Raw genomic sequence first — 18,745 nt, 5'->3', positions numbered from 1 at the left:
GCGTGCTGAGCTAGCCGATCGCCCGCATCACCGCTGCGGCAAACGCCGCGCCCTTGTCGTGGGCGTGTTCGAGGAAGAGATCCGGCTCGATGACCTCCAGCTCCATCAGCTGCGGCGTGTGGTCCAGGCCCCGGATCAAATCCACGCGGGCGTAGGTCAGGTTTCCCGGCGCGGCGTTCAGCACCATTTCGGCCGCGTGCAGGGCCTCCGGCTCGGGCGCGATCTCGCTGACCTTGCCGCCGAACTGCGGCTGGACGCGGAAGTCGCCCTCGACCGCGACCTTGGCCACGGCGTGGCTGAAATGGCCGTCGAAATAGAACAGCGACAGTTCGCCCTCCTCGCCCACCGCCGGCAGGAAGGGCTGGATCAGGGCCGGGCCCTTGGGGCCGCCGTCCAGCGAGCCATGGCGCTTGACCCGGATGGTGTCCTGCGAGCCGGCCGAGACCTGCGGCTTGACCACCACCTCCTCGACCCCGAACGCGTCGAGGGCGGCCTCGACTGCCTCCATCGTCAGGCGGTCGTGGGCGTGGGTCGGCACGACGGGCGCGCCCTTGCCGGCCAGCTCGACCAGATAGGTCTTGGTCGCGTTCCAGCGCATCACAGAGGCCGGATTGGCCACGCGCGTCCCGTCCGCCTCCAGCCGGTCCAGCAGGGCGAACCACTCGGCCTGGCGATGGTGATAGCCCCAGGCCAGGGACGGCATGACCAGGCGCGCGCGGCCGCGTTCGATCGGATCGGTCCAGGGCTGGGCGCCAACGAGAAGTCCATGAGCCCGCAGCGGCGCGGCCAGGCGCTCGAACAGCGGCGTCCAGGTCGCAGCGAACCGCGGCTCGTCTCGGGCGGGAACCAGGATCAGGACATCGACCATCGGTTTGCTCACCTAAACTCGGGGATCGCGTTAGAGTGTCGCAGGGTCTCGGGCAAGAGCTTGCGTTGCCTTGACGCGCCACTTCCTTTAATCGCCGTGCTGCTTGGGCCCTCGGCCCTGTTCTTTCAAAGGTTTGCTTCGCCCCATGACAGCGCTCTACGACGTCGCCGCCATTGGCAACGCCATCGTCGACGTCATCGCTCAGTGCGACGACGCCTTTCTCGCGCGCGAAGGGCTGGTGAAGGGCTCGATGGCCCTGATCGACCCGGCGCGGGCGGCCAGCCTGTACGACGTGATGGCCTCGGCGATCGAGGCCTCGGGCGGCAGCGCGGCCAATACCGTGGCCGGCGTCGCCAGCTTCGGCGGCAAGGCCGCCTTCATCGGCAAGGTCGCAGACGACCAGCTGGGCCGCGTCTTCCGCCATGACATGAACGCCATCGGCTGCGTGTTCACGACCCCGCCGCTGGCTGACGGTCCGGCGACCGCTCAAAGCCTGATCAACGTCACCGCCGACGCCCAGCGCACCATGTCGACCTATCTGGGCGCCTGCGTCGAGCTGAACCCGGCCGATGTTGATCCCGAGATCATCGAGGCCGCCCAGTACTCTTACCTGGAAGGCTATCTGTTCGATCCGCCCGAAGCCCGCCGCGCCTTCGCCAAGGCCGCCGCCCTTTGCCACGGCGCGGGTCGCAAGATCTCGATGACGCTGAGCGACAGCTTCATGGTCGATCGCCACCGCTCGGCGCTGCTGGGTTTCATCGAAACCCAGTGCGACATCGTCTTCGCTAACGAGAGCGAGGTCTGCTCGCTGTTCGAGACCACCGACTTCGATGAGGCCGTCAAGGCTTTGGCCGCCCGTTGCGAGATCGCCGCGGTCACCCGCAGCGAAAAGGGTTCGGTCGTCGCCTCAGGCGCGCTCATTCACGAAGTCTCGGCCTATCCGGTCGAAAAAGTCGTGGACACGACCGGCGCGGGCGACCAATACGCGGCGGGTTTCCTCTTTGGCCTTTCCCAGGGCCGCCCGCTGCCTATCTGTGGCCAGCTGGGCAGCCTGGCGGCCGCCGAGGTGATCGACCACTACGGTCCGCGTCCGCAGGTATCCCTGCGCGAGCTGGCCGCAAAGAACGGACTTTAGAGCTAAGATGGCCCGCACCGCTGAAGTGGTCCGCGAGACGAAAGAGACCCAGATCCGGGTCTGGATCGATCTCGACGGGACCGGCGTCTCGACGATCTCCACCGGCATTGGTTTCTACGACCATATGCTGGAGAGCTTCGCGCGCCACGGCGGCTTCGACCTGAAGGTCGAGACCAAGGGCGACCTGCACATCGACATGCACCACACCGTCGAGGACACCGGCATCGTGCTGGGCCTGGCGGTGAACAAGGCGCTGGACGGCTTCAAGGGCATCCGCCGCTTCGGCTCGTCCTATATCCCGATGGACGAGACCCTGACGCGCTGCGCCATCGACCTGTCCAACCGGCCGTATCTGATCTGGAAGGTCGACTTCAAGCGGCCCAAGGTCGGCGAGATGGACACCGAGCTCTTCAAAGAGTTCCACCACGCGTTCGCCATGAACTGCGGGGCGTGCGTGCATCTTGAGACCCTGTACGGCGACAACACCCACCACGTCGCCGAAAGCGGCTTCAAGGCCCTGGCCCGGGCGCTGCGTCAGGCGGTCGAGATCGACCCGAAGACCGGCGGCCAGGCTCCGTCCACCAAGGGCGTGCTGTAAGGACATTCCATGCAGACCGTCGCCCTGATCGATTACGGGTCGGGCAACCTGCGTTCGGCCGAAAAGGCCCTGCGCGAGGCGGCCCGCCGCCGCGCGCTCGACGCCGACATCGTCGTCACCGCCGATCCCGACCTTGTCGCCAAGGCCGATCGCGTCTTCCTGCCCGGCGTCGGGGCCTTCGCCTCGTGCCGCGCGGGCCTGGACGCGACCGGCGTCTACGAGGCGATGAACCAAGCTGTCCACGGCCGGGGCGTCCCGTTCATGGGCATCTGCGTCGGCCACCAGCTCCTGGCCACCGAGGGCCTGGAGTTCGGCGTCACGCCGGGCCTGGACTGGATCCAGGGCCAGGTTACGAGGCTCAAGCCGAGCGATCCCTCGCTGACCATCCCGCACATGGGCTGGAACGCGATCGCCTTCACGCGCGCTCATGCCCTGTTCAAGGGCATCGAGGACGGCGCCCACATGTACTACGCCAATTCGTTCGCCCTGACCCCTTCCAACCCGGAAGATGTCGTTGCGACAACCGACCACGGCGGACCGTTCACGGCCGCGGTGGCCAAGGACAACGTCGCGGGCGTACAATTTCACCCCGAAAAGTCACAAGCCTCAGGGCTCGCCCTGCTCGCCAACTTCCTGGAATGGCGCCCATGATCCTCTATCCCGCCATCGACCTGAAGGACGGCCAGTGCGTGCGCCTGCTGCACGGCGACATGGAGAAGGCCACGGTCTTCAACACCTCGCCCGCCGACCAGGCCCAGCGCTTCGTCAAGGACGGCTTCTCGTGGCTGCACGTCGTTGACCTGAACGGCGCCATCGAGGGCAAGTCGGTCAACACCGCCGCCGTCGAGACGATCCTGGAGTCGATCTCGATCCCGGTGCAACTGGGCGGCGGCATCCGCACGCTGGAAGGCGTCGAGGCCTGGATCGAGGCGGGCGTGTCCCGCGTGATCCTGGGCACCGTGGCCGTTCACGACCCGGACCTGGTGCGCAAGGCCGCCCGCCTGTGGCCCGAGCAGATCGCCGTGGCCGTCGACGTCCGTGACGGCAAGGTCGCCGTCGACGGCTGGACCGGCCTGTCGGACCTGTCGGCGATCGACCTGTCGCGTCGCTTCGAGGACGCCGGCGTGGCGGCCCTGATCATCACCGACATCAGCCGTGACGGCGCCCTGACGGGCGTCAATGTCGAGGGCGTGGGCGAGCTGGCCGACGCCGTCTCGATCCCTGTCATCGCCTCGGGCGGCGTGGCGGCCGTGGCCGACATCGAGCGCTTGAAGGCCCGCAAGGGCGTCGAGATCGCCGGCGCCATCCTGGGCCGCTCGCTCTATGCCGGCACGATCCGGCCCTCCGAAGCCCTGATCGCGGCGGCCGCCTGATGCTGAAGACCCGGATCATTCCCTGCCTCGACGTGAAGGACGGGCGGGTGGTCAAGGGGGTCAATTTCGTCTCCCTGCGCGACGCCGGCGATCCGGTGGAGCAAGCGCGCGCCTATGACGCCGCCGGCGCCGACGAGCTGATGTTCCTGGACATCACCGCCTCCAGCGAAGGCCGGGGCCTGATCCTGGACGTCATTTCGCGCACCGCCGAGGTCTGCTTCATGCCGGTCTCGGTGGGCGGGGGCGTGAGGCAAGTCTCGGACATGCGCCGCCTGCTGCTGGCCGGCGCCGACAAGGTCTCGACCAACACCGCCGCCGTGGAGAACCCCGACCTGATCGCCGCTGGAGCTGATGCTTTCGGCAGCCAGTGCGTGGTCGTGGCCATCGACGCCAAGGCGCGCGAGGACGGCTCGGGCTGGAACGTCTGGACCTATGGCGGCCGCAAGGACACCGGGATCGACGTGGTCGAATGGGCCGCCAAGGTGGTCGAGCGCGGCGCGGGCGAGATCCTGCTGACCTCAATGGACCGCGACGGCGCCAAGATCGGCTACGACATCCCGCTGCTCAAAGCCGTGACGGGCGCGGTCAACGTGCCGGTGATCGCCTCGGGCGGCGCGGGTAGCCCTGCGCACCTGGTCGAAGCCGCCCGCGACGGCCACGCCGCCGCCGTGCTGGCCGCCTCGATCTTCCACTTCGGCGAGATCTCGATCGGAGAGGCCAAGCAGGCCATGGCCGACGCCGGCATCCCGGTGCGCCTCGACGCTCTGAAGGGGGCCGCATGAGCCAGCGCCTGACCGACGTCCTGCAACGCCTGGCCGCCACGATCGAGGCCCGCAAGGGCGGCGATCCGTCGGTGTCCTACACCGCCAAGCTGCTGAACGACCCGGCCCTCGCCGCCAAGAAGCTTGGCGAGGAAGCCATCGAGACGGTGATCGCCGCCGTGGCCCTCAAGTCTCAAGAGGGGGGGCCTGAAGCCTTGGCCGCCGAAAGCGCCGACCTGCTCTACCACTGGCTGGCCCTGATGGCCGCCTCGGGCGTCTCGCTGGACGCCGTGGCCGAGAAGCTGGAAGCCCGCGAGGGAACTTCGGGCATCGCCGAGAAGGCGTCGCGGGAGGGCTAGTTTAGGGGACACTTGCCCCCTCCGCGCCTTCGGCGCTCCTCCCCCGGAGGGGGAAGAAGGCGCTCCCCTTCTGCCCCCTCCGGGGGCGGACGACCGCGAAGCGGTCAGGTGGGGGCCTGCGCCGGCGGCCATTTCGCCGCTTTAGGACGCCTCACACCCGCCGCTTCAGCGCCACGTACAGCGCCCCCTCGCCGCCGTGGCGGCGGTCGGCGGTGGAGACGCCGGCGACCATCTCGCGCAGGGACGGGTCGGTCAGCCATTCGGGCGTGCGAGACCTCAAGACCCCCTGCCCGATCTTGCCCTTGCCGGTGATCACCAGCACCGCCCGGTGACCCTGGCTGAACGAGCGGCGGATGAAGGCTTCCAGCGTCGCGCGAGCCTGGTCCTGGTCCAGGCCGTGCATGTCCAGCCGCGCGCCGATCGGGTCGCGCTCCTTGACGATCCGCAGCTTGCGGTTCGGCTCGATATGGCCGGCCGGGTTCTTCAGCGGCTTCTGCGCGACCGGTTTCAGGTCTTCGGGATGCAGCCGCAGCGGCGCGATCGAGGCCAGGCGCGTCGGCGGCTCGGCCGGCAGGGCGGTGTCGGCCTTCAGAGAAGGCCGGATCCGCGCCTTGCTGCGCATCTTCTCCGGCTTGGCCGCCCCGCGCGGGGTCACCGTCGAGACGACCAGACGCCATAGGCGCTTATCATCCTCAGCACCGGGCGGCGGCTTCTTGCTCACCTTACGGCTTCGGAACGAGGCGGTAGAGGCGCAAGACGTGGCGCACGCGGCCGGCCTCGGCGCCCGCGTCGGCGCCCGTGCCCATGTAGAGGTCGGCGCGCACCTCGCCCTTGATCGCGCCGCCGGTGTCCAGCGCCACCGCCAGGCGGCGATAGACCGGGAAGGCGCCGGCCAGGGCCGGAGCGCTGGCGTCCAGCCAATAGAGCGCGCCATAGGCGTGGCGGCCGGGGTCGACGGCGATGGCGCGGCCGGGCGGCAGGGACACCCCCGCCGAGCCCATGGGCTCCTTGCCATCGTCCGGGGTTGTCTTGAAGAACACATAGCGCGGGTTCAGCCGCATGATCGCGTCGGCCTCGGGCCCGCGATGCTCGGCCAGCCAGGTCCGGATGGCGTCGCCAGAGGTGTTGTTGTCGGGCAGCAAGCCCTTGTCGCGCATGGGCGCGGCGATACCGACGAAGGGCTTTCCGTTCGTCCCGGCGAACACCGCCTTCACCCGGCGGCCCTCCGGGAGGACCAGCACGCCAGAGCCCTGGATCTGTAGGAAGAACAGCTCCTCGGGCCGCATCCAGGCGAGGGGCTTGTCGGTCGGAACCGCCTCGATCTCGGCGCGATCCGGATAGGGGACGAAGGTCTTGCCCTCGACATGGCCGGTGATCTTCTTGCCGACCATGGCCGGCTCGAAGGGGCCAAGATCCAGCACGACCAGATCGTCCGGCAGACGGCGCACGGGGGCCGAGAACTCGGCGTTGCGCGACGTCCGCGCCTGATACTCGGGCGCGAAATAGGCGGTCAGAAGACCATCATCCCCCCCTTCCTTGGCGCCGACGGGCTGGGCTTGGAAATTGGCCTCGAAGAAGGCGCGGGCCGAGGCGGCGTCCGTGGCGCTCATCGCGCGGGCCTGGTCGCAGACCCGCGCCAAGGCAGCGTCCTTCGAAACGCCGCAACCGGCTTGAAAGGCCTTCAGCGCCGCCAAATGGTCTTCCTGCGCCCAGCCGGGCAGGTCCGCGAACGCGATCGCCGAGGCCGGCGACGGCTGCGTCACCGGCGGCTGAGATTGAGGCGCCGCCTGAGCCGGCGGGGGCGGTGGCGCGGCGGGCAAAGCGATGGGAGGCGGCGGCGAGACCACGCTGGCGCACGCGCTCAGCAGCAGCGTCGCCAGGGCCAAGGGGCCGATGGCGGTCGAGGCGTTCCGGACGGCTCGCATCAGGCCTCGGCGGCGGCGACGAACGAGAGATGCCAGTTCGGATCGGTGCTCTTGACCTCCCGCTCGAAGGTCCAGAGCTCGGCGGTGCGGCGGTCGTCGACCCCCTCGCCGCGCTCGTCCTTGGTGCGGGTGCGCACCTCGGCCAGAATCCGCACCACCGCCTTGGCGGTGTCGCCGACCAGGTCGATGCTTTCCAGGTCAAGGCGCGGCGGCGCCATGAACTCGAGCTTCTCGGAGCGCCCAGCGGCCTCACGAGCGGCCATGGCTTGCTCGAAATTGGCCATCACCTCGGGCGCCAAAAGGGGCTTGAGCGTCTCGCGGTCGCCCTCGGCATAGGCCGTGACGATCTGCTCATAGGCGGCGCGGGCGCCCATCATGAACTTGGCGGGATCGAAGTCCGGCTGGCGGGCCTTCAGTGCGGCGAGCCCATCGGAACGCAGCGCCGGGTGGGCGTCGGTCACGACGGGCGCGGGGCCGGCGGGGCTGGCCTTGATGGGCGTATCCTCCGGCTGACGCCCGACCCGGCGCCCCAGGGTGGCGTAGAGCTGGTAGAGGACGATGGCGGCGACCGCGGCGAGGAACAGGATCTGGAGCACTTCAGGGTCCGGCGACGGGCTTTGGGCCCAGGGGATTTAAAGGATCGGCGGCCGCCTCTTGGCGTCGGAACAACCGCTCCGACCCCAGGCGAACGCCTGTGTCCTTCCTATATAGGCGAGACAAGCTCTCTCGTCAGGCGCCTGGCGTTGCGCCAGACGGGCCCTCATGGTAGCAGCGCCCACCTTACTCTAGGCGTTTTAGACGCCGATCACGGATTTTGTCCTAATGACCGACACCTCCGCCCCCAATGGCGCCCCCGAGGGGACTTCGGAAGACGCCGCCGGCCAAACGGGCGTGCGCATCCTGGCCCAGTTCGTCCGCGACTTCTCGTTCGAGAACCCGCTGGCCCCCGACAGCCTGCGCGCCGGCGCGGCCCAGCCCGCCATCGACATGGGCGTCGAGATGAACGCCCGCGGTCGTCCCGACGGCCTGTTCGAAGTGGACCTGAAGCTCTCGGCCCGCGCCCTGCGCGATGAGCAAGCCGTGTTCCACGTCGAAGTGGTCTATGGGGGCCTGTTCCACATCGCTGGCGTGTCCGAGGAAGACCTTGAGCCGGTGCTGCTGATCGAGTGCCCGCGCTTCCTGTTCCCCTACGCCCGTCGCCTGATCTCGGACGTGACGGCCGAGGGCGGCTTCCCGCCGTTCCTGATCGACCCGATCGACTTCGCCGGCGTCTACGCCGCGCGCAAGGCCCAGGCCGAAGCCGGCGGCGTGGTCGGCAACGCCTAAGCGTTTGGCCCGCATGTCATTGAGAGGGGCTCGGCCGAAAGGTCGGGCCCTTTTTCTTTGGCCGTTTCGATTGTCATCACGGCCAAGCGCGAAGCGCGCCGAGCCGGGACCGCCAGAAACACCGAGCTTGCCGTGGTCCCGGGTCTTCCCCCGACGTTCGCCCGGGTTCGCCGGGGATGACAGCGTTCGCCGCCTAAGGCTGCAGCCGATACCCGCCCATCTCGGTGATCAGGATGCGCGCCACGGCCGGATCGGGCTCGATCTTCTGGCGCAGGCGGTAGACGTGGGTCTCCAGCGTGTGGGTCGTGACCCCGGCGTTGTAGCCCCAGACCTCGGTCAGCAGCTCCTCGCGCGACACCGGCTTGGAGCCGGCGCGATAGAGGTACTTCAGGATGTTGGTTTCCTTCTCGGTCAGCCGCACCTTCTTCTGCTTCTCGTCGACCAGCAGCTTGGCCGAGGGGCGGAATTCGTACGGACCGATGCGGAACAGCGCGTCTTCCGAGGCCTCGTAGCTGCGCAGCTGGGCGCGGATGCGGGCCAGCAGCACGCCGAAGCGGAAGGGCTTGGTCACATAGTCGTTGGCGCCGGACTCCAGGCCCAGGATCGTGTCGCTGTCGCTGGCCGCGGCCGTCAGCATGATTACCGGCGCGGTGACGCCGTTCTTGCGCATCAGGCGGCAGGCCTCGCGGCCGTCCATGTCGGGCAGATCAACATCCAGCAGGATCAGGTCGGGCTTGATCTCGCGCGCCATCCGCACGCCCTCGCCGGCGCTGGCGGCCTCGTTGACCGCGAACTCCTCGTGCAGGGCCAGCTGCTCGGCAAGGGCGCCACGCAGGTCGTCGTCGTCGTCGATCAGCAAAAGGGTCTTGCGTTGCGCCATAAGGGGAAACATGCACCGCTGCGGGCCTCCGGGACAACCCCGGCCCACCGCTTAAGTCTCGGAGTCACCGCTTCATGCTATTCCGCGCCCACGCCGATGGTCGTTTCGAGCTGGACGGGCAGACCCTACGTTGCGCGATCGGCAAGGCCGGCGCGATCGGGGCCGCCGATAAGCGCGAGGGTGACGGCAAGAGCCCGCTGGGCGTCTGGCGCATGCGCGAGGTCTGGTATCGGCCAGACATCTATACGCAAGGCCCGACAACCGCCCTGCCCGTTCGCGCCACGCGGCGCGAGGACGGCTGGTGCGATGCGCCAGGCGATCCGAACTACAACCGCCCCGTCACCCTGCCCTATCCGGCCAGCGCCGAGCGCATGTGGCGCGACGACGCCGTCTACGACCTGGTGGTGATCCTGGGCCACAACGACGACCCGCCGGTTCCGGGGATGGGCTCGGCGATCTTCATGCACCTGGCGCGCGAAGGCTATCCGGGCACCGAGGGCTGCGTGGCTCTGGCGCGGGCGGACCTGGAGGCGGTGCTGGCGGTGGCCAAGTCGGGCGATGCGGTGGAGATCGTGGGCTAGGGTCTGGACTCAATTGCAGAGGCGAAAAGCCCCCAATATTCAAAGACTAAAGCTCTCGTCATCCCGGAAGCCTCGCAGAGGCTGTCTTAGGACCCAGGGGCCGCCGCACTGCACTGGCCCCTGGGTCCCGGCGCTACAGCCCGCTACGCGGTCTTCCGGCCGGGATGACGAGAGAAAATGATTTCAGCTGATTGAGTACGGACCCTAGACCCGACCTATCGACCGCTCTTGCCCTTCCCGTCGATCAGGACCGCCTGCTGCCAAGGCCCCGGCGCCTTGTCGGTGCGATGGATGCAGCCCGCCCAGCAGCAGGGCCGCTTCTTACCCTCCAGCAGTTCCTCCAGGGTTCGCTGGATGCGGCGTTGGCGCGTTGCGGCTTGCTTGGCGTCATCGACCCAGCAAATGAACTCGTTTCGCCCAAGCGGCGTCAGGTTTTCCCAAAGACCAAGGACGTCGGGATCCGACTGCACCGCCGCCTGGAGATCCGCGGCGGCTTCGTGGACAGTCCCCTGGGGAAAGGCGTTCATCACGAAATCTTCCTGCGGCGACGCGGAAGACTAGCGTCATTTGGTCTTTTCGGGAGGAGAAATTTCCCGGTCCGGCGCGCCCCGCGTCCCAAACAGCGCTGACCCCACCCGCACCGAGGTCGCGCCCTCGGCGATGGCGATCTCGAAGTCGTCGCTCATGCCCATCGAGAGCTTTTCGACGCCATTCCGCTCGGCGATCGCGCGCAACCTCGCGAAGTGAGGGGCCGGATCGACGTCGAACGGCGGGATGCACATCAGCCCCTCCACCGTCAGCCCGTAGGTCCGGCGACAGGCTGCGAGGAAGGCGTCGGCCTCGCCGGGCGCGATCCCGGCCTTCTGCGGCTCCTCCCCGGTATTGACCTGGACATAGAGGCGCGGGGCTTTGCCGGCCCGCTGGATTTCCTCGGCCAGCACGCGGGCCAACTTTTCGCGATCGACCGTCTCGATAACGTCGAAGAAGGCCACCGCCTCGCGGGCCTTGTTGGTCTGCAGCGGGCCGATCAGGCGCAACTCCAGCCCTTCGCGACGGCTGCCCCAGCGCTCCATCGCCTCCTGGACGCGGTTTTCGCCGAACACTTTCTGTCCCGCGTCCAGCACGGGCGCGATATGCTCCCAGGGTTGGGTCTTGGAGACCGCCACCAGCGTGACCGAGCCGGGCGCGCGCCCGGCGCGGGCCTGCGCGGCGGCGATGCGGCTTTGGATGTCGGCGAGGGCTTGGGACATGGAGGGAGCGGCCTTGGGGGGCGACAGCGAGTTGGAGATCCTGTCTAGGACGGCGGCGGCCTTTCCGCCAAGGACCGTGCGCGGCCGCGTGCTGCCAAACCTGTTGTTCTTCACCGATCCCAGCCGGGTGGCCTCGCCCGAGGCGGTGGCCGAGCGCCTGCAGCGCGGAGCGGGGATCGTGTTCCGGGCCTTCAGCGCAGAGAATGCGGTCGAACAGGGCCGGCGCCTGAGGGCCATCGCCGATGCACGGGGCCTTGTCCTGCTGGCCGGCGCCCATCCGGGTCTCGCCGAAGGGATTGGCGCGGACGGCCTGCACATGCCCGAGCGGCTGGCCGGCGAGATTCCGAAACTGCGGGCCGAACACGGCCGCTATCTGATCACCGTCGCCGCGCATGACTTGGCTGCGGTCCAGGCGGCGGGAAAGGCGGGCGCCGACGCCGTGATCGTCTCGCCGGTCTTTCCCAGCAACAGCCCTTCGGCCGGCCAGCCGCTGGGCGTCGAGGGCTTGAAGACGCTCGTCTCGGCGACGGCCCTGCCCGTCTATGCGCTGGGCGGCGTGCGCGCGGACACGGTCGTTCAACTCGCGGGAAGCGGTATTGTCGGGATCGCGGCGGTCGAGGCCCTGGCGGGCTAACGCGCTCTAGAACTTGGAGCGCATTCGAGCGGTTTAGCCGCTCACACTTAAACCTAACGCGCTCTAGAACTTGAAAGCGGTTTCCAGCCGGACGCGCGGGGCGGCTTCGGGCTGCTGGGCCTTGCGGGCGGCCAAGGCCGGGTTGGACTGGCCCAGGCTGACCGCGCCGCCGACGCGGATCGAGGGGGTCACCTTGAAATAGGCGCCGGCCTGGACGTCCTGCATTTCCATTTCGCGGCTGGAGGGCTGGTCGAGGTCCAGCTTCAGGCCCCAGCGGCCCTTCTTGGCGTCCCAACGCAGGGTGCGCTTGTCATCCTGCGGATATTGGACGCCGGCGGCGGCGCTGGTGAAGTCGTTCTTGACGCTGAAATCCGGAGCGACCGCGTGCGGCTTGGCCTGGGCGAACGCCATCGACGCCGATCCCGTCAGGATCAGCGCGGCAGTCCCCGCCAGGAAGAAACGCTTCGCGACCATCGCTACTCGCAGCCTGTACTCAGTTGTCCCTGCCTATCTATATAGGGCAGGCAGTTTGCATTTCGATTAAAGGCTTGGCCGAAACGCGGTCAACCGGCCTTTGGTCGCACTTCAGACCGTATTGTACGATTCAATCGACTCGTGTGGCGGTGAGGTCACGCGATTCCTGTTTTGAGGCAGCGCGGCCATGCTATAGACCGGCTCCCGGCCGCGGGGGCGCGCCAGGCAGCGCAAGTCGCGTCGGCGAGACATTGGAGCGAGGTACTATGGCGTTTGAGCGTGGGTCTTTGATGCGCGGCGTCGCCGCGGGCGTCCTGGCTCTATCCATGCTGGGCGTATCGGCCTGCAGCAGCAACAAGCCCCCGAAGACGTTCTCGACGCAAAGCGATGAGCCGGGTCTGAACCCGTTCAAGCGCTTTGGCGGCGGTGGCGGCAAGGCCCCGGCGACCGAAGGCTCGATCGGCGTGAACGGCTATCTGTGGCGCGCCAGCCTCGACACCCTGGCCTTCATGCCTCTGGCCTCGGCCGATCCTTACGGCGGCGTGATCATCACCGACTGGTATGTGAACCCGGAGGCCCCGGCCGAGCGCTTCAAGGCCACGGTCTACATCTTGGACACCCGCCTGCGGGCCGATGGCCTGAACGTCACGGTGTTCAAGCAGACCAAGGACGTGAACAACGCCTGGGTCGACGCGCCCGTCTCCGACCAGACCGCGACCGACATGGAAAACGCGATCCTGACCCGCGCGCGTCAGCTTCGCCTGTCGAACATCAAGGGCTAAGGCCCGGCGGGGCCTTCTTCCGAGCGGAGAAGGCCCCGACTTCCTATATTCCTGCGCGCTCCGGCCGCGAAACCGCTTACTCTTCACGCGGCCGCGCGCGGAGCCTGCCTTAGCAGGCTCCGATTCCAATAGTTGGGCGCACGATAACCGCCGAAACCGCTTACACTTTCGGCTATCTCGCGCCCAGCGCGCTTTTCCGCATCTAAAGACCTGGTTTCCGATGGCCCGCTACAATCCCAAAGACACCGAGCCCAAATGGCGTGAAGCCTGGGCCAAGGCCGACGTCTTCAAGACTGGCGAGATCAACGACGGCCGTCCGAAATACTACGTGCTCGAGATGTTCCCGTATCCGTCGGGGCGCATCCACATGGGCCACGTGCGCAACTACGCCATGGGCGACGTGGTGGCCCGCTACAAGCGCGCCCAGGGCTTCAACGTCCTGCACCCGATGGGGTGGGACGCGTTTGGCATGCCCGCCGAGAACGCGGCCATGGAGCGCGGCGTCCACCCCAAGGGCTGGACCTACGACAATATCGCCGCCATGCGCGAGCAGTTGAAGGCGCTGGGCATCTCGATCGACTGGTCGCGCGAGTTCGCCACCTGCGACCCGGAATATTACGGCAAGCAACAGGCCTGGTTCCTGCGTCTGCTGAAGCGCGGCCTGGTCTATCGCAAGGAAGCCTCGGTCAACTGGGATCCGGTCGACATGACCGTGCTGGCCAACGAGCAGGTCATCGACGGCAAGGGCTGGCGCTCGGGCGCGATCGTCGAGAAGCGCAAGCTGACCCAGTGGTTCCTGCGGATTACGGACTACGCCGACGCCCTGATCGACGGCCTGAAGACGCTGGACCGCTGGCCCGACAAGGTTCGCCTGATGCAGGAGAACTGGATCGGCCGCTCCAAGGGCCTGCGCTTCAAGTTCAAGTTCGACGGCGAAGCGCCCGATGGCCTGGCCGAGGGCCTGGAAGTCTACACGACCCGTCCCGACACCCTGTTCGGCGCCAGCTTCGTCGGCATCGCGCCCGAGCACCCGCTGGCCGAGCAGCTGGCGGTCGAGAACCCGCAGATCCAGCAGTTCATCGCCGACTGCCGCAAGGGCGGCACCTCGGAAGCCGAGATCGAGAGCGCCGAGAAGCTGGGCTACGACACCGGCCTGCGGGTCAAGCACCCGCTGGATCCGTCGATCACCCTGCCCGTCTGGATCGCCAACTTCATCCTGATGGACTACGGCACCGGCGCGATCTTCGCCTGCCCGGCCCACGACCAGCGCGACCTGGACTTCGCCCGCAAGTACGACCTGCCGGTGCTGCCGGTGGTGCTGCCCAATGGCGAGGACCCGGCGACCTTCACGGTCGCCAAGGAGGCCTATGTCGGCCCCGGCAAGATCTTCAATTCCAAGTTCCTGGACGGGCTGGACGTCGAGGCCGCCAAGGCCGAGGCCATCGCCCGCATCGAGGCCGCCAACCAGGGCCAGGGCGCGACCGTCTATCGCCTGCGCGACTGGGGCGTCTCGCGCCAGCGCTATTGGGGCTGCCCGATCCCGGTGATCCACTGCGAGGCCTGCGGCGTCGTGCCGGTGCCGGAAGACCAACTGCCGGTCGCCCTGCCCGACGACGTCACCTTCGACAAGCCCGGCAACCCGCTGCTGCGTCACCCGACCTGGCGTCACACGACCTGCCCGTCGTGCGGCGGCAAGGCCGAGCGCGAGACCGACACGCTGGATACGTTCATCGACAGCAGCTGGTACTTCGCCCGCTTCGCCGACACCAAGGCAGCCGAGCCGGTCGGCAAGGCGGCGGCCGACTACTGGCTGCCGGTCGACCAGTATATCGGCGGCGTCGAGCACGCCATTCTGCACCTGCTGTACGCCCGCTTTATCACCCGCGCCCTGAAGGACGAGGGCTTGGTCTCAGTCGAGGAGCCGTTCGCGGGCCTGTTCACCCAGGGCATGGTCACCCACGAGGCCTACAAGAACGAGGCCGGCGAATGGGTCGAGCCCTCGGACGTGGTGATCAAGGTCGAGGGTAACAGCCGCTCGGCCACGCACGCCAAGACCGGCGCGCCGATCGTCATCGGCGACATCGAAAAGATGTCGAAGTCCAAGAAGAACGTCGTCGCCCCCGAGGACATCTTCGAGGCCTACGGCGTCGACAGCGCGCGCCTGTTCGTGATGTCCGACAGCCCGCCCGAGCGCGACGTGCAGTGGACCAACTCTGGCGTCGAAGGCAGCTGGCGCTTCACGCACCGCCTTTGGAACGAGTTCGACAGCCAGCCGGCAGGCGACTTCGCCCACGACGACAGCGATGAAGCGGCTCTCAGCCTGCGCAAGGCGGCCCACAAGCTGATCGGCTTCGTCACCGACAGCATCGAGGGCTTCCGCTTCAACAGCGGCGTGGCGCGCCTGTACGAGTTCCTGAATGCCCTGAAGGCCGCTCCGGCGGAGGGGGCGTCCAACGCCGTCCTGGCCGCCCGCGCCGAGGCCCTGCATATCCTGGCGCGCCTGGTCGCCCCGTTCACCCCGCACCTGGCCGAAGAGGCCTGGGCCAAGATCGGCGGCGAGGGCATGGTGGTGAACGCGCGTTGGCCCAAGGCTGATCCAGCCCTGGCGGCGGACGACGAACGCGTCCTGCCGATCCAGATCAACGGCAAGCGTCGCGGCGAGGTGAAGGTCAAGGCCGGCGCCCCGGACGACGAGGTGACCAAAATCGCGCTGGCGGATCCCAACATCATGGCCCACCTTGAGGGCGTCACGGTCCGCAAGGTGATCGTGGTGAAGGACCGCATCGTCAACATCGTGGCCAACTGAGACCGATGAAACGCTTCCTGCTGATCGGCGCCCTGGCGCTCTCGACCCTCGGCGTCTCGGCCTGCGGTTTCACGCCTCTCTACGCCCGTCCGGGCGTGGACAGTGGCCTCTCAAGCATTGAGACCGTCGCCGCCGAGGGCCGTGGCGGTTATCTGCTGCGCGAACAGCTAGACGACGCCCTGGCTCATCGCCAGGGGACGCCGGCCAGGTACAAGCTGGCCTTCGGGGTCAACGAGACGCGCTTCGCCCGCGGCGTCCGCCTCGATAACGTCGCCAACCGCTACGAGCTGAAGATGAGCGTCACCTGGCGTCTGCTGGACGCCAAGACAGGCTCGGAGGTCCACAAGGGCGTGACCGAGGTCTCGGTGACCTACGACTCGGCCGATCAGCCCTACGCCGCCATCGCGGCCCAGCAGGACGGCCAAGAGCGTGCGGCGACCGAAGCGGCCCGCAAGATCCAGCTGGACCTCGCCACCTGGCTGGCGGGCAAGAAGAAGGTCTAAGAGCGTGGCAGCCGAAAGTGTAAGCGGTTTCGGCGCCCGCCACGCTCCAAGGGCAAAGAGATGATCCTCTCCAAGCGTCCGGACGTCGAACGCTTCCTGAAGGAGCCGACCCCGGACATCCGGGCCGTGGTCATCTACGGCAAGGACCGGGGCGTCGTGCGCGACCGCGCCAACGCCCTGGCCAAGCGCGTGGTCGAGCGGCCCGACGACCCTTTCGACACCGCCCAACTGACCGAGAGCGACGTCGAGGCCGATCCGGCCAAGCTGGAAGACGAGCTCTCGGCGATGTCGCTGATGGGCGGCCGGCGCCTGGTGCGCCTGCGCCTGAACGGCGAAAAAGCCGGCCCCGACAAGGCTGCCGCCGAAGCTGTCACCCGCCACGTCGAAGGCCATCTCAATCCCGACGCATTCTTCCTGATTGAGGCCGGGGCTCTGGGTCGAGACTCCCAGCTGCGTAAGGTCGGCGAGAAGGCCAGCGGCTGCGCCGTCATCCCCTGCTACGAAGACGAGGCCGGCGATCTGGCCCGCCTGACGCGCGACACCCTGGCCAATGACAAGGTCAGCCTGAACAGCGAGGCCCTGGACCTCTTCGTCTCGCGCCTGCCCAAGGAGCGCGGCGTCGCTCGCGCCGAGATCGAGCGCTTGGCGCTGTTCATCGGCCCCGGCAGCGGCATCAACGCCACCGCCGCCGACCTGACCGACTTCTTGGGGGTAGAGCCCGAGGCCTCGCTCAGCGACGCCGCCGCCGACGCCTTCGGCGGCAAGGTCGGGGCGGCCCAGGCGGCCCTGCGCCGCGCCGCCGCCGAGGGCGAAGGCGGTCCCGCCGCCGTCCGGGCCATCAGCTACTATCTAGGCCGCCTACGGCGCGTTCTGACCCTGCACAAGAACGGCGTCGACCTGCAGGCCGCCGCCAAGGCCTCCGGCGTCTTCTGGAAGCAGGAGCGCGAGTTCCTTCGCCAGGCCCGCGCCTGGAACCTGGACGCCATCCTGGAGGTCCAGGGCGATGTCCTCAATGCCGACCGCGCCTGCAAGACCTCTGGCTCGCCCGATCAGTTGATCGCCGAGCGCTTGGCGCTGGCGATCGCGGGACGGGCGCGGCGGTTGGGGCTGTAGCCTTTCTTCCATCGCGTACAAACTAAGTTCGCCTTCCTGGGCCTTGTGCCCAGGACCCATCGTTCAGCGAACTCGGACCCGATTGATCGCGCACACGCGATGGCGGTGCCCCTCCTTCCACGCCTTGCGATCGGACGGCTGGGTCCTGGGCGCAAGGCCCAGGAGGGCGATTTGTGTGTGATCGCGCGGGAGAGCGCAGGAGCCCGCCAAAACCGCCCAAAACACCCGCTTTGCGCCGCTGTGGACGCTTTCCAAGAAAGCCTTACGCCACAAACGCTTGCGGCATAAATCCGCACAAACCGCCCTCGCCTCACAAAAACGGCGCCTCCCCGGATACGGAAAGGCGCCGCTTGGCGCGCCACAGAGGCGATTTTAGAAGAGCCTTTCGGGGCCGAAAATCCGCTCATCCGCACGCATTTAGGTGCGCCTGAACGGATCGGAGATCAGACCCCGCGCGTCAGCCGATTGCACAGATCGTCGAGCTGCTCGAGCGTCGCGTAGCTGATGGTCAGCGACCCGGCGCCGCCGCGATGGTCGATGGTGACGTCCAGGCCCAGCACCGACGACAGGTCAGCTTCCAGCGCCTGGGTGTCGGTGTCCTTCACCTTGGGCGGACGGCCGCCTTTGTTCTTGGCCGAAGGGGTGGTTGGGGTCTTGCGGGCCAGGGCCTCAGTCTCGCGGACCGACAGGCCGCCGTCGATGATCTGCTTGGCCAGCGCCACCGGGTCGGCGGCGGCGGCGATGGCGCGGGCGTGACCGGCCGAAAGCTCGCCAGTGACCAAGTATGACTGGACCTCCTCCGGTAGGGCCAGAAGGCGCAGGGTATTGGCCACATGGCTGCGGCTCTTGCCGATCGTCTGGGCAATGGCGTCCTGGGTGCGTTCAAACTTCTCCATAAGCACTTTGTAAGAAAGCGCTTCTTCGAGGATGTTCAGGTCGGCGCGCTGGACGTTTTCGATGATGCCGATTTCCAGTACCGCCAGGTCGTCCAGCTCTCGCACCATGATCGGTACGCTGCGCAGGCCGGCCCGCTGAGCCGCGCGCCAGCGACGCTCGCCAGCAACGATCTGGAATTCACCGGGCGCGCCAGGCGCTGGGCGGACCAGGATCGGTTGCAGGACGCCATTCTCACGGATCGAGTTGGACAGGTCCTCAAGATCCTCCTCACGGAAGGTGCGGCGCGGCTGGTCGGGGTTGCGTTTCAGCAGCTCGATCGGCGCTTCCCGCGATCCCGGAGCCGGATCGCCCGGCGCTTGGGCTGGCGCGGTCTCGACCTCGCCCAACAAGGCGGACAGACCGCGTCCCAGTCCCCGACGACCCTCGGCCATACCCGGCTCTCCCACCACGGCGGACTCCATCACTATCTCAGTCAAGCTT

General features: G+C 67.9%; 22 protein-coding genes. 13 read left to right on the top strand and 9 right to left on the bottom strand.

What is annotated here, in order from left to right:
• Positions 1–10: 10 nt before the first annotated feature.
• Positions 11–868 carry a RimK family alpha-L-glutamate ligase gene (locus CSW59_RS12975; protein ID WP_099444413.1) on the bottom strand — a complete coding sequence of 286 codons (858 nt, stop codon included), beginning with the start codon at positions 866–868 and terminating at the stop codon, positions 11–13.
• Between the two features lie 145 nt (positions 869–1,013).
• On the opposite strand from CSW59_RS12975, the gene CSW59_RS12970 reads away from it, so the two are divergent.
• The 6 genes from CSW59_RS12970 to CSW59_RS12945 are packed head-to-tail and all read left to right on the top strand — an operon-like array spanning position 1,014 to position 5,094.
• Entirely contained in the window at positions 1,014–2,003 is a 990-nt protein-coding gene (locus CSW59_RS12970) for an adenosine kinase (protein WP_099444412.1), read from the top strand.
• Positions 2,004–2,010: 7 nt separating this feature from the next.
• A complete protein-coding gene (gene hisB / locus CSW59_RS12965; RefSeq protein ID WP_099444411.1) occupies positions 2,011–2,601 on the top strand; it encodes an imidazoleglycerol-phosphate dehydratase HisB in 591 nt (196 codons plus the stop codon).
• A 9-nt stretch (positions 2,602–2,610) separates the two neighbouring features.
• Positions 2,611–3,252 (top strand): imidazole glycerol phosphate synthase subunit HisH, encoded by a 642-nt coding sequence (hisH, locus tag CSW59_RS12960; protein WP_099444410.1) that lies wholly within the window; start codon positions 2,611–2,613, stop codon positions 3,250–3,252.
• Entirely contained in the window at positions 3,240–3,974 is a 735-nt protein-coding gene (gene hisA / locus CSW59_RS12955) for a 1-(5-phosphoribosyl)-5-[(5-phosphoribosylamino)methylideneamino]imidazole-4-carboxamide isomerase (RefSeq protein WP_201722795.1), read from the top strand. Before hisH ends, hisA begins: the two co-directional genes overlap by 13 nt.
• The gene (hisF, locus tag CSW59_RS12950) at positions 3,974–4,756 is read left to right on the top strand and encodes an imidazole glycerol phosphate synthase subunit HisF (RefSeq protein ID WP_099444409.1); all 783 of its coding nucleotides are present in this window, start codon (positions 3,974–3,976) and stop codon (positions 4,754–4,756) included. Before hisA ends, hisF begins: the two co-directional genes overlap by 1 nt.
• The gene (locus tag CSW59_RS12945) at positions 4,753–5,094 is read left to right on the top strand and encodes a phosphoribosyl-ATP diphosphatase (RefSeq protein ID WP_099444408.1); all 342 of its coding nucleotides are present in this window, start codon (positions 4,753–4,755) and stop codon (positions 5,092–5,094) included. The genes hisF and CSW59_RS12945 overlap by 4 nt, the downstream gene beginning before the upstream one ends.
• Positions 5,095–5,245: 151 nt before the next feature.
• Here CSW59_RS12945 and CSW59_RS12940 read toward each other — a convergent pair whose 3' ends face one another.
• From CSW59_RS12940 to timA, 3 genes are read right to left on the bottom strand one after another with little or no spacing between them, the layout of a single operon-like run.
• A complete protein-coding gene (locus tag CSW59_RS12940) occupies positions 5,246–5,815 on the bottom strand; it encodes a Smr/MutS family protein (RefSeq protein ID WP_099444407.1) in 570 nt (189 codons plus the stop codon).
• Position 5,816: 1 nt separating this feature from the next.
• Positions 5,817–7,019: a murein transglycosylase A gene (locus CSW59_RS12935; protein WP_099444406.1), complete on the bottom strand. Its 1,203-nt coding sequence runs from the start codon at positions 7,017–7,019 to the stop codon at positions 5,817–5,819.
• On the bottom strand, positions 7,019–7,651 hold the full coding sequence (gene timA / locus CSW59_RS12930; protein ID WP_099444405.1) for a TIM44-related membrane protein TimA: 633 nt from the start codon (positions 7,649–7,651) through the stop codon (positions 7,019–7,021). The genes CSW59_RS12935 and timA overlap by 1 nt, the downstream gene beginning before the upstream one ends.
• Before the next feature lie 190 nt (positions 7,652–7,841).
• Between timA and secB the strand changes: the two genes are divergently transcribed.
• On the top strand, positions 7,842–8,345 hold the full coding sequence (secB, locus tag CSW59_RS12925; protein ID WP_099444404.1) for a protein-export chaperone SecB: 504 nt from the start codon (positions 7,842–7,844) through the stop codon (positions 8,343–8,345).
• Positions 8,346–8,538: 193 nt separating this feature from the next.
• Here the strand turns inward: secB and CSW59_RS12920 are convergent, their stop codons facing one another.
• Positions 8,539–9,225 (bottom strand): response regulator transcription factor, encoded by a 687-nt coding sequence (locus CSW59_RS12920; RefSeq protein WP_041538401.1) that lies wholly within the window; start codon positions 9,223–9,225, stop codon positions 8,539–8,541.
• Positions 9,226–9,299: 74 nt separating this feature from the next.
• Here CSW59_RS12920 and CSW59_RS12915 point away from each other — a divergent pair, with 74 nt between their 5' ends.
• Positions 9,300–9,806 (top strand): L,D-transpeptidase, encoded by a 507-nt coding sequence (locus CSW59_RS12915; RefSeq protein ID WP_099444402.1) that lies wholly within the window; start codon positions 9,300–9,302, stop codon positions 9,804–9,806.
• Positions 9,807–10,021: 215 nt separating this feature from the next.
• Here the strand turns inward: CSW59_RS12915 and CSW59_RS12910 are convergent, their stop codons facing one another.
• Both CSW59_RS12910 and CSW59_RS12905 read right to left on the bottom strand, forming a co-directional pair.
• Positions 10,022–10,333 carry a YdeI/OmpD-associated family protein gene (locus CSW59_RS12910; RefSeq protein ID WP_201722794.1) on the bottom strand — a complete coding sequence of 104 codons (312 nt, stop codon included), beginning with the start codon at positions 10,331–10,333 and terminating at the stop codon, positions 10,022–10,024.
• A gap of 36 nt (positions 10,334–10,369) precedes the next feature.
• The gene (locus tag CSW59_RS12905; protein WP_099444400.1) at positions 10,370–11,056 is read right to left on the bottom strand and encodes a YggS family pyridoxal phosphate-dependent enzyme; all 687 of its coding nucleotides are present in this window, start codon (positions 11,054–11,056) and stop codon (positions 10,370–10,372) included.
• Positions 11,057–11,069: 13 nt separating this feature from the next.
• Between CSW59_RS12905 and CSW59_RS12900 the strand changes: the two genes are divergently transcribed.
• Positions 11,070–11,690, top strand: coding sequence for a thiamine phosphate synthase (locus CSW59_RS12900; protein WP_099444588.1), 621 nt, complete (start codon positions 11,070–11,072; stop codon positions 11,688–11,690).
• A gap of 63 nt (positions 11,691–11,753) precedes the next feature.
• On the opposite strand, the gene CSW59_RS12895 is transcribed toward CSW59_RS12900, so the two are convergent.
• Positions 11,754–12,164 (bottom strand): NtrZ family periplasmic regulatory protein, encoded by a 411-nt coding sequence (locus CSW59_RS12895; RefSeq protein WP_099444399.1) that lies wholly within the window; start codon positions 12,162–12,164, stop codon positions 11,754–11,756.
• A gap of 251 nt (positions 12,165–12,415) precedes the next feature.
• Here CSW59_RS12895 and CSW59_RS12890 point away from each other — a divergent pair, with 251 nt between their 5' ends.
• From CSW59_RS12890 to holA, 4 genes are all read left to right on the top strand, one after another.
• Positions 12,416–12,946 (top strand): DUF3576 domain-containing protein, encoded by a 531-nt coding sequence (locus tag CSW59_RS12890; RefSeq protein ID WP_201722793.1) that lies wholly within the window; start codon positions 12,416–12,418, stop codon positions 12,944–12,946.
• A 220-nt stretch (positions 12,947–13,166) separates the two neighbouring features.
• Positions 13,167–15,752, top strand: coding sequence for a leucine--tRNA ligase (leuS, locus tag CSW59_RS12885; protein ID WP_099444397.1), 2,586 nt, complete (start codon positions 13,167–13,169; stop codon positions 15,750–15,752).
• Between the two features lie 5 nt (positions 15,753–15,757).
• A complete protein-coding gene (lptE, locus tag CSW59_RS12880) occupies positions 15,758–16,255 on the top strand; it encodes an LPS assembly lipoprotein LptE (RefSeq protein ID WP_099444396.1) in 498 nt (165 codons plus the stop codon).
• 60 nt (positions 16,256–16,315) lie between these two features.
• On the top strand, positions 16,316–17,368 hold the full coding sequence (holA, locus tag CSW59_RS12875) for a DNA polymerase III subunit delta (protein WP_099444395.1): 1,053 nt from the start codon (positions 16,316–16,318) through the stop codon (positions 17,366–17,368).
• Between the two features lie 443 nt (positions 17,369–17,811).
• Here the strand turns inward: holA and CSW59_RS12870 are convergent, their stop codons facing one another.
• Entirely contained in the window at positions 17,812–18,726 is a 915-nt protein-coding gene (locus CSW59_RS12870) for a ParB/RepB/Spo0J family partition protein (RefSeq protein WP_099444394.1), read from the bottom strand.
• Between the last annotated feature and the right edge of the window lie 19 nt (positions 18,727–18,745).

Source organism: Caulobacter sp. BP25 (assembly GCF_002737755.1).
Classification (GTDB): Bacteria; Pseudomonadota; Alphaproteobacteria; order Caulobacterales; family Caulobacteraceae; genus Caulobacter.
The sequence above is the reverse complement of the archived record's forward strand: the minus strand, read 5'-3'. Positions and strand labels throughout refer to the sequence as shown.

What these genes read in the sequence shown, in the direction of transcription:
- CSW59_RS12975 (WP_099444413.1), bottom strand. Translation starts at nt 868, where the DNA reads ATGGTCGATGTCCTGATCCTGGTTCCCGCCCGAGACGAGCCGCGGTTC.
- CSW59_RS12970 (WP_099444412.1), top strand. Translation starts at nt 1,014, where the DNA reads ATGACAGCGCTCTACGACGTCGCCGCCATTGGCAACGCCATCGTCGAC.
- hisB (WP_099444411.1), top strand. Translation starts at nt 2,011, where the DNA reads ATGGCCCGCACCGCTGAAGTGGTCCGCGAGACGAAAGAGACCCAGATC.
- hisH (WP_099444410.1), top strand. Translation starts at nt 2,611, where the DNA reads ATGCAGACCGTCGCCCTGATCGATTACGGGTCGGGCAACCTGCGTTCG.
- hisA (WP_201722795.1), top strand. Translation starts at nt 3,240, where the DNA reads ATGGCGCCCATGATCCTCTATCCCGCCATCGACCTGAAGGACGGCCAG.
- hisF (WP_099444409.1), top strand. Translation starts at nt 3,974, where the DNA reads ATGCTGAAGACCCGGATCATTCCCTGCCTCGACGTGAAGGACGGGCGG.
- CSW59_RS12945 (WP_099444408.1), top strand. Translation starts at nt 4,753, where the DNA reads ATGAGCCAGCGCCTGACCGACGTCCTGCAACGCCTGGCCGCCACGATC.
- CSW59_RS12935 (WP_099444406.1), bottom strand. Translation starts at nt 7,019, where the DNA reads ATGCGAGCCGTCCGGAACGCCTCGACCGCCATCGGCCCCTTGGCCCTG.
- secB (WP_099444404.1), top strand. Translation starts at nt 7,842, where the DNA reads ATGACCGACACCTCCGCCCCCAATGGCGCCCCCGAGGGGACTTCGGAA.
- CSW59_RS12920 (WP_041538401.1), bottom strand. Translation starts at nt 9,225, where the DNA reads ATGGCGCAACGCAAGACCCTTTTGCTGATCGACGACGACGACGACCTG.
- CSW59_RS12915 (WP_099444402.1), top strand. Translation starts at nt 9,300, where the DNA reads ATGCTATTCCGCGCCCACGCCGATGGTCGTTTCGAGCTGGACGGGCAG.
- CSW59_RS12910 (WP_201722794.1), bottom strand. Translation starts at nt 10,333, where the DNA reads ATGAACGCCTTTCCCCAGGGGACTGTCCACGAAGCCGCCGCGGATCTC.
- CSW59_RS12905 (WP_099444400.1), bottom strand. Translation starts at nt 11,056, where the DNA reads ATGTCCCAAGCCCTCGCCGACATCCAAAGCCGCATCGCCGCCGCGCAG.
- CSW59_RS12895 (WP_099444399.1), bottom strand. Translation starts at nt 12,164, where the DNA reads ATGGTCGCGAAGCGTTTCTTCCTGGCGGGGACTGCCGCGCTGATCCTG.
- leuS (WP_099444397.1), top strand. Translation starts at nt 13,167, where the DNA reads ATGGCCCGCTACAATCCCAAAGACACCGAGCCCAAATGGCGTGAAGCC.
- lptE (WP_099444396.1), top strand. Translation starts at nt 15,758, where the DNA reads ATGAAACGCTTCCTGCTGATCGGCGCCCTGGCGCTCTCGACCCTCGGC.
- holA (WP_099444395.1), top strand. Translation starts at nt 16,316, where the DNA reads ATGATCCTCTCCAAGCGTCCGGACGTCGAACGCTTCCTGAAGGAGCCG.
- CSW59_RS12870 (WP_099444394.1), bottom strand. Translation starts at nt 18,726, where the DNA reads ATGGAGTCCGCCGTGGTGGGAGAGCCGGGTATGGCCGAGGGTCGTCGG.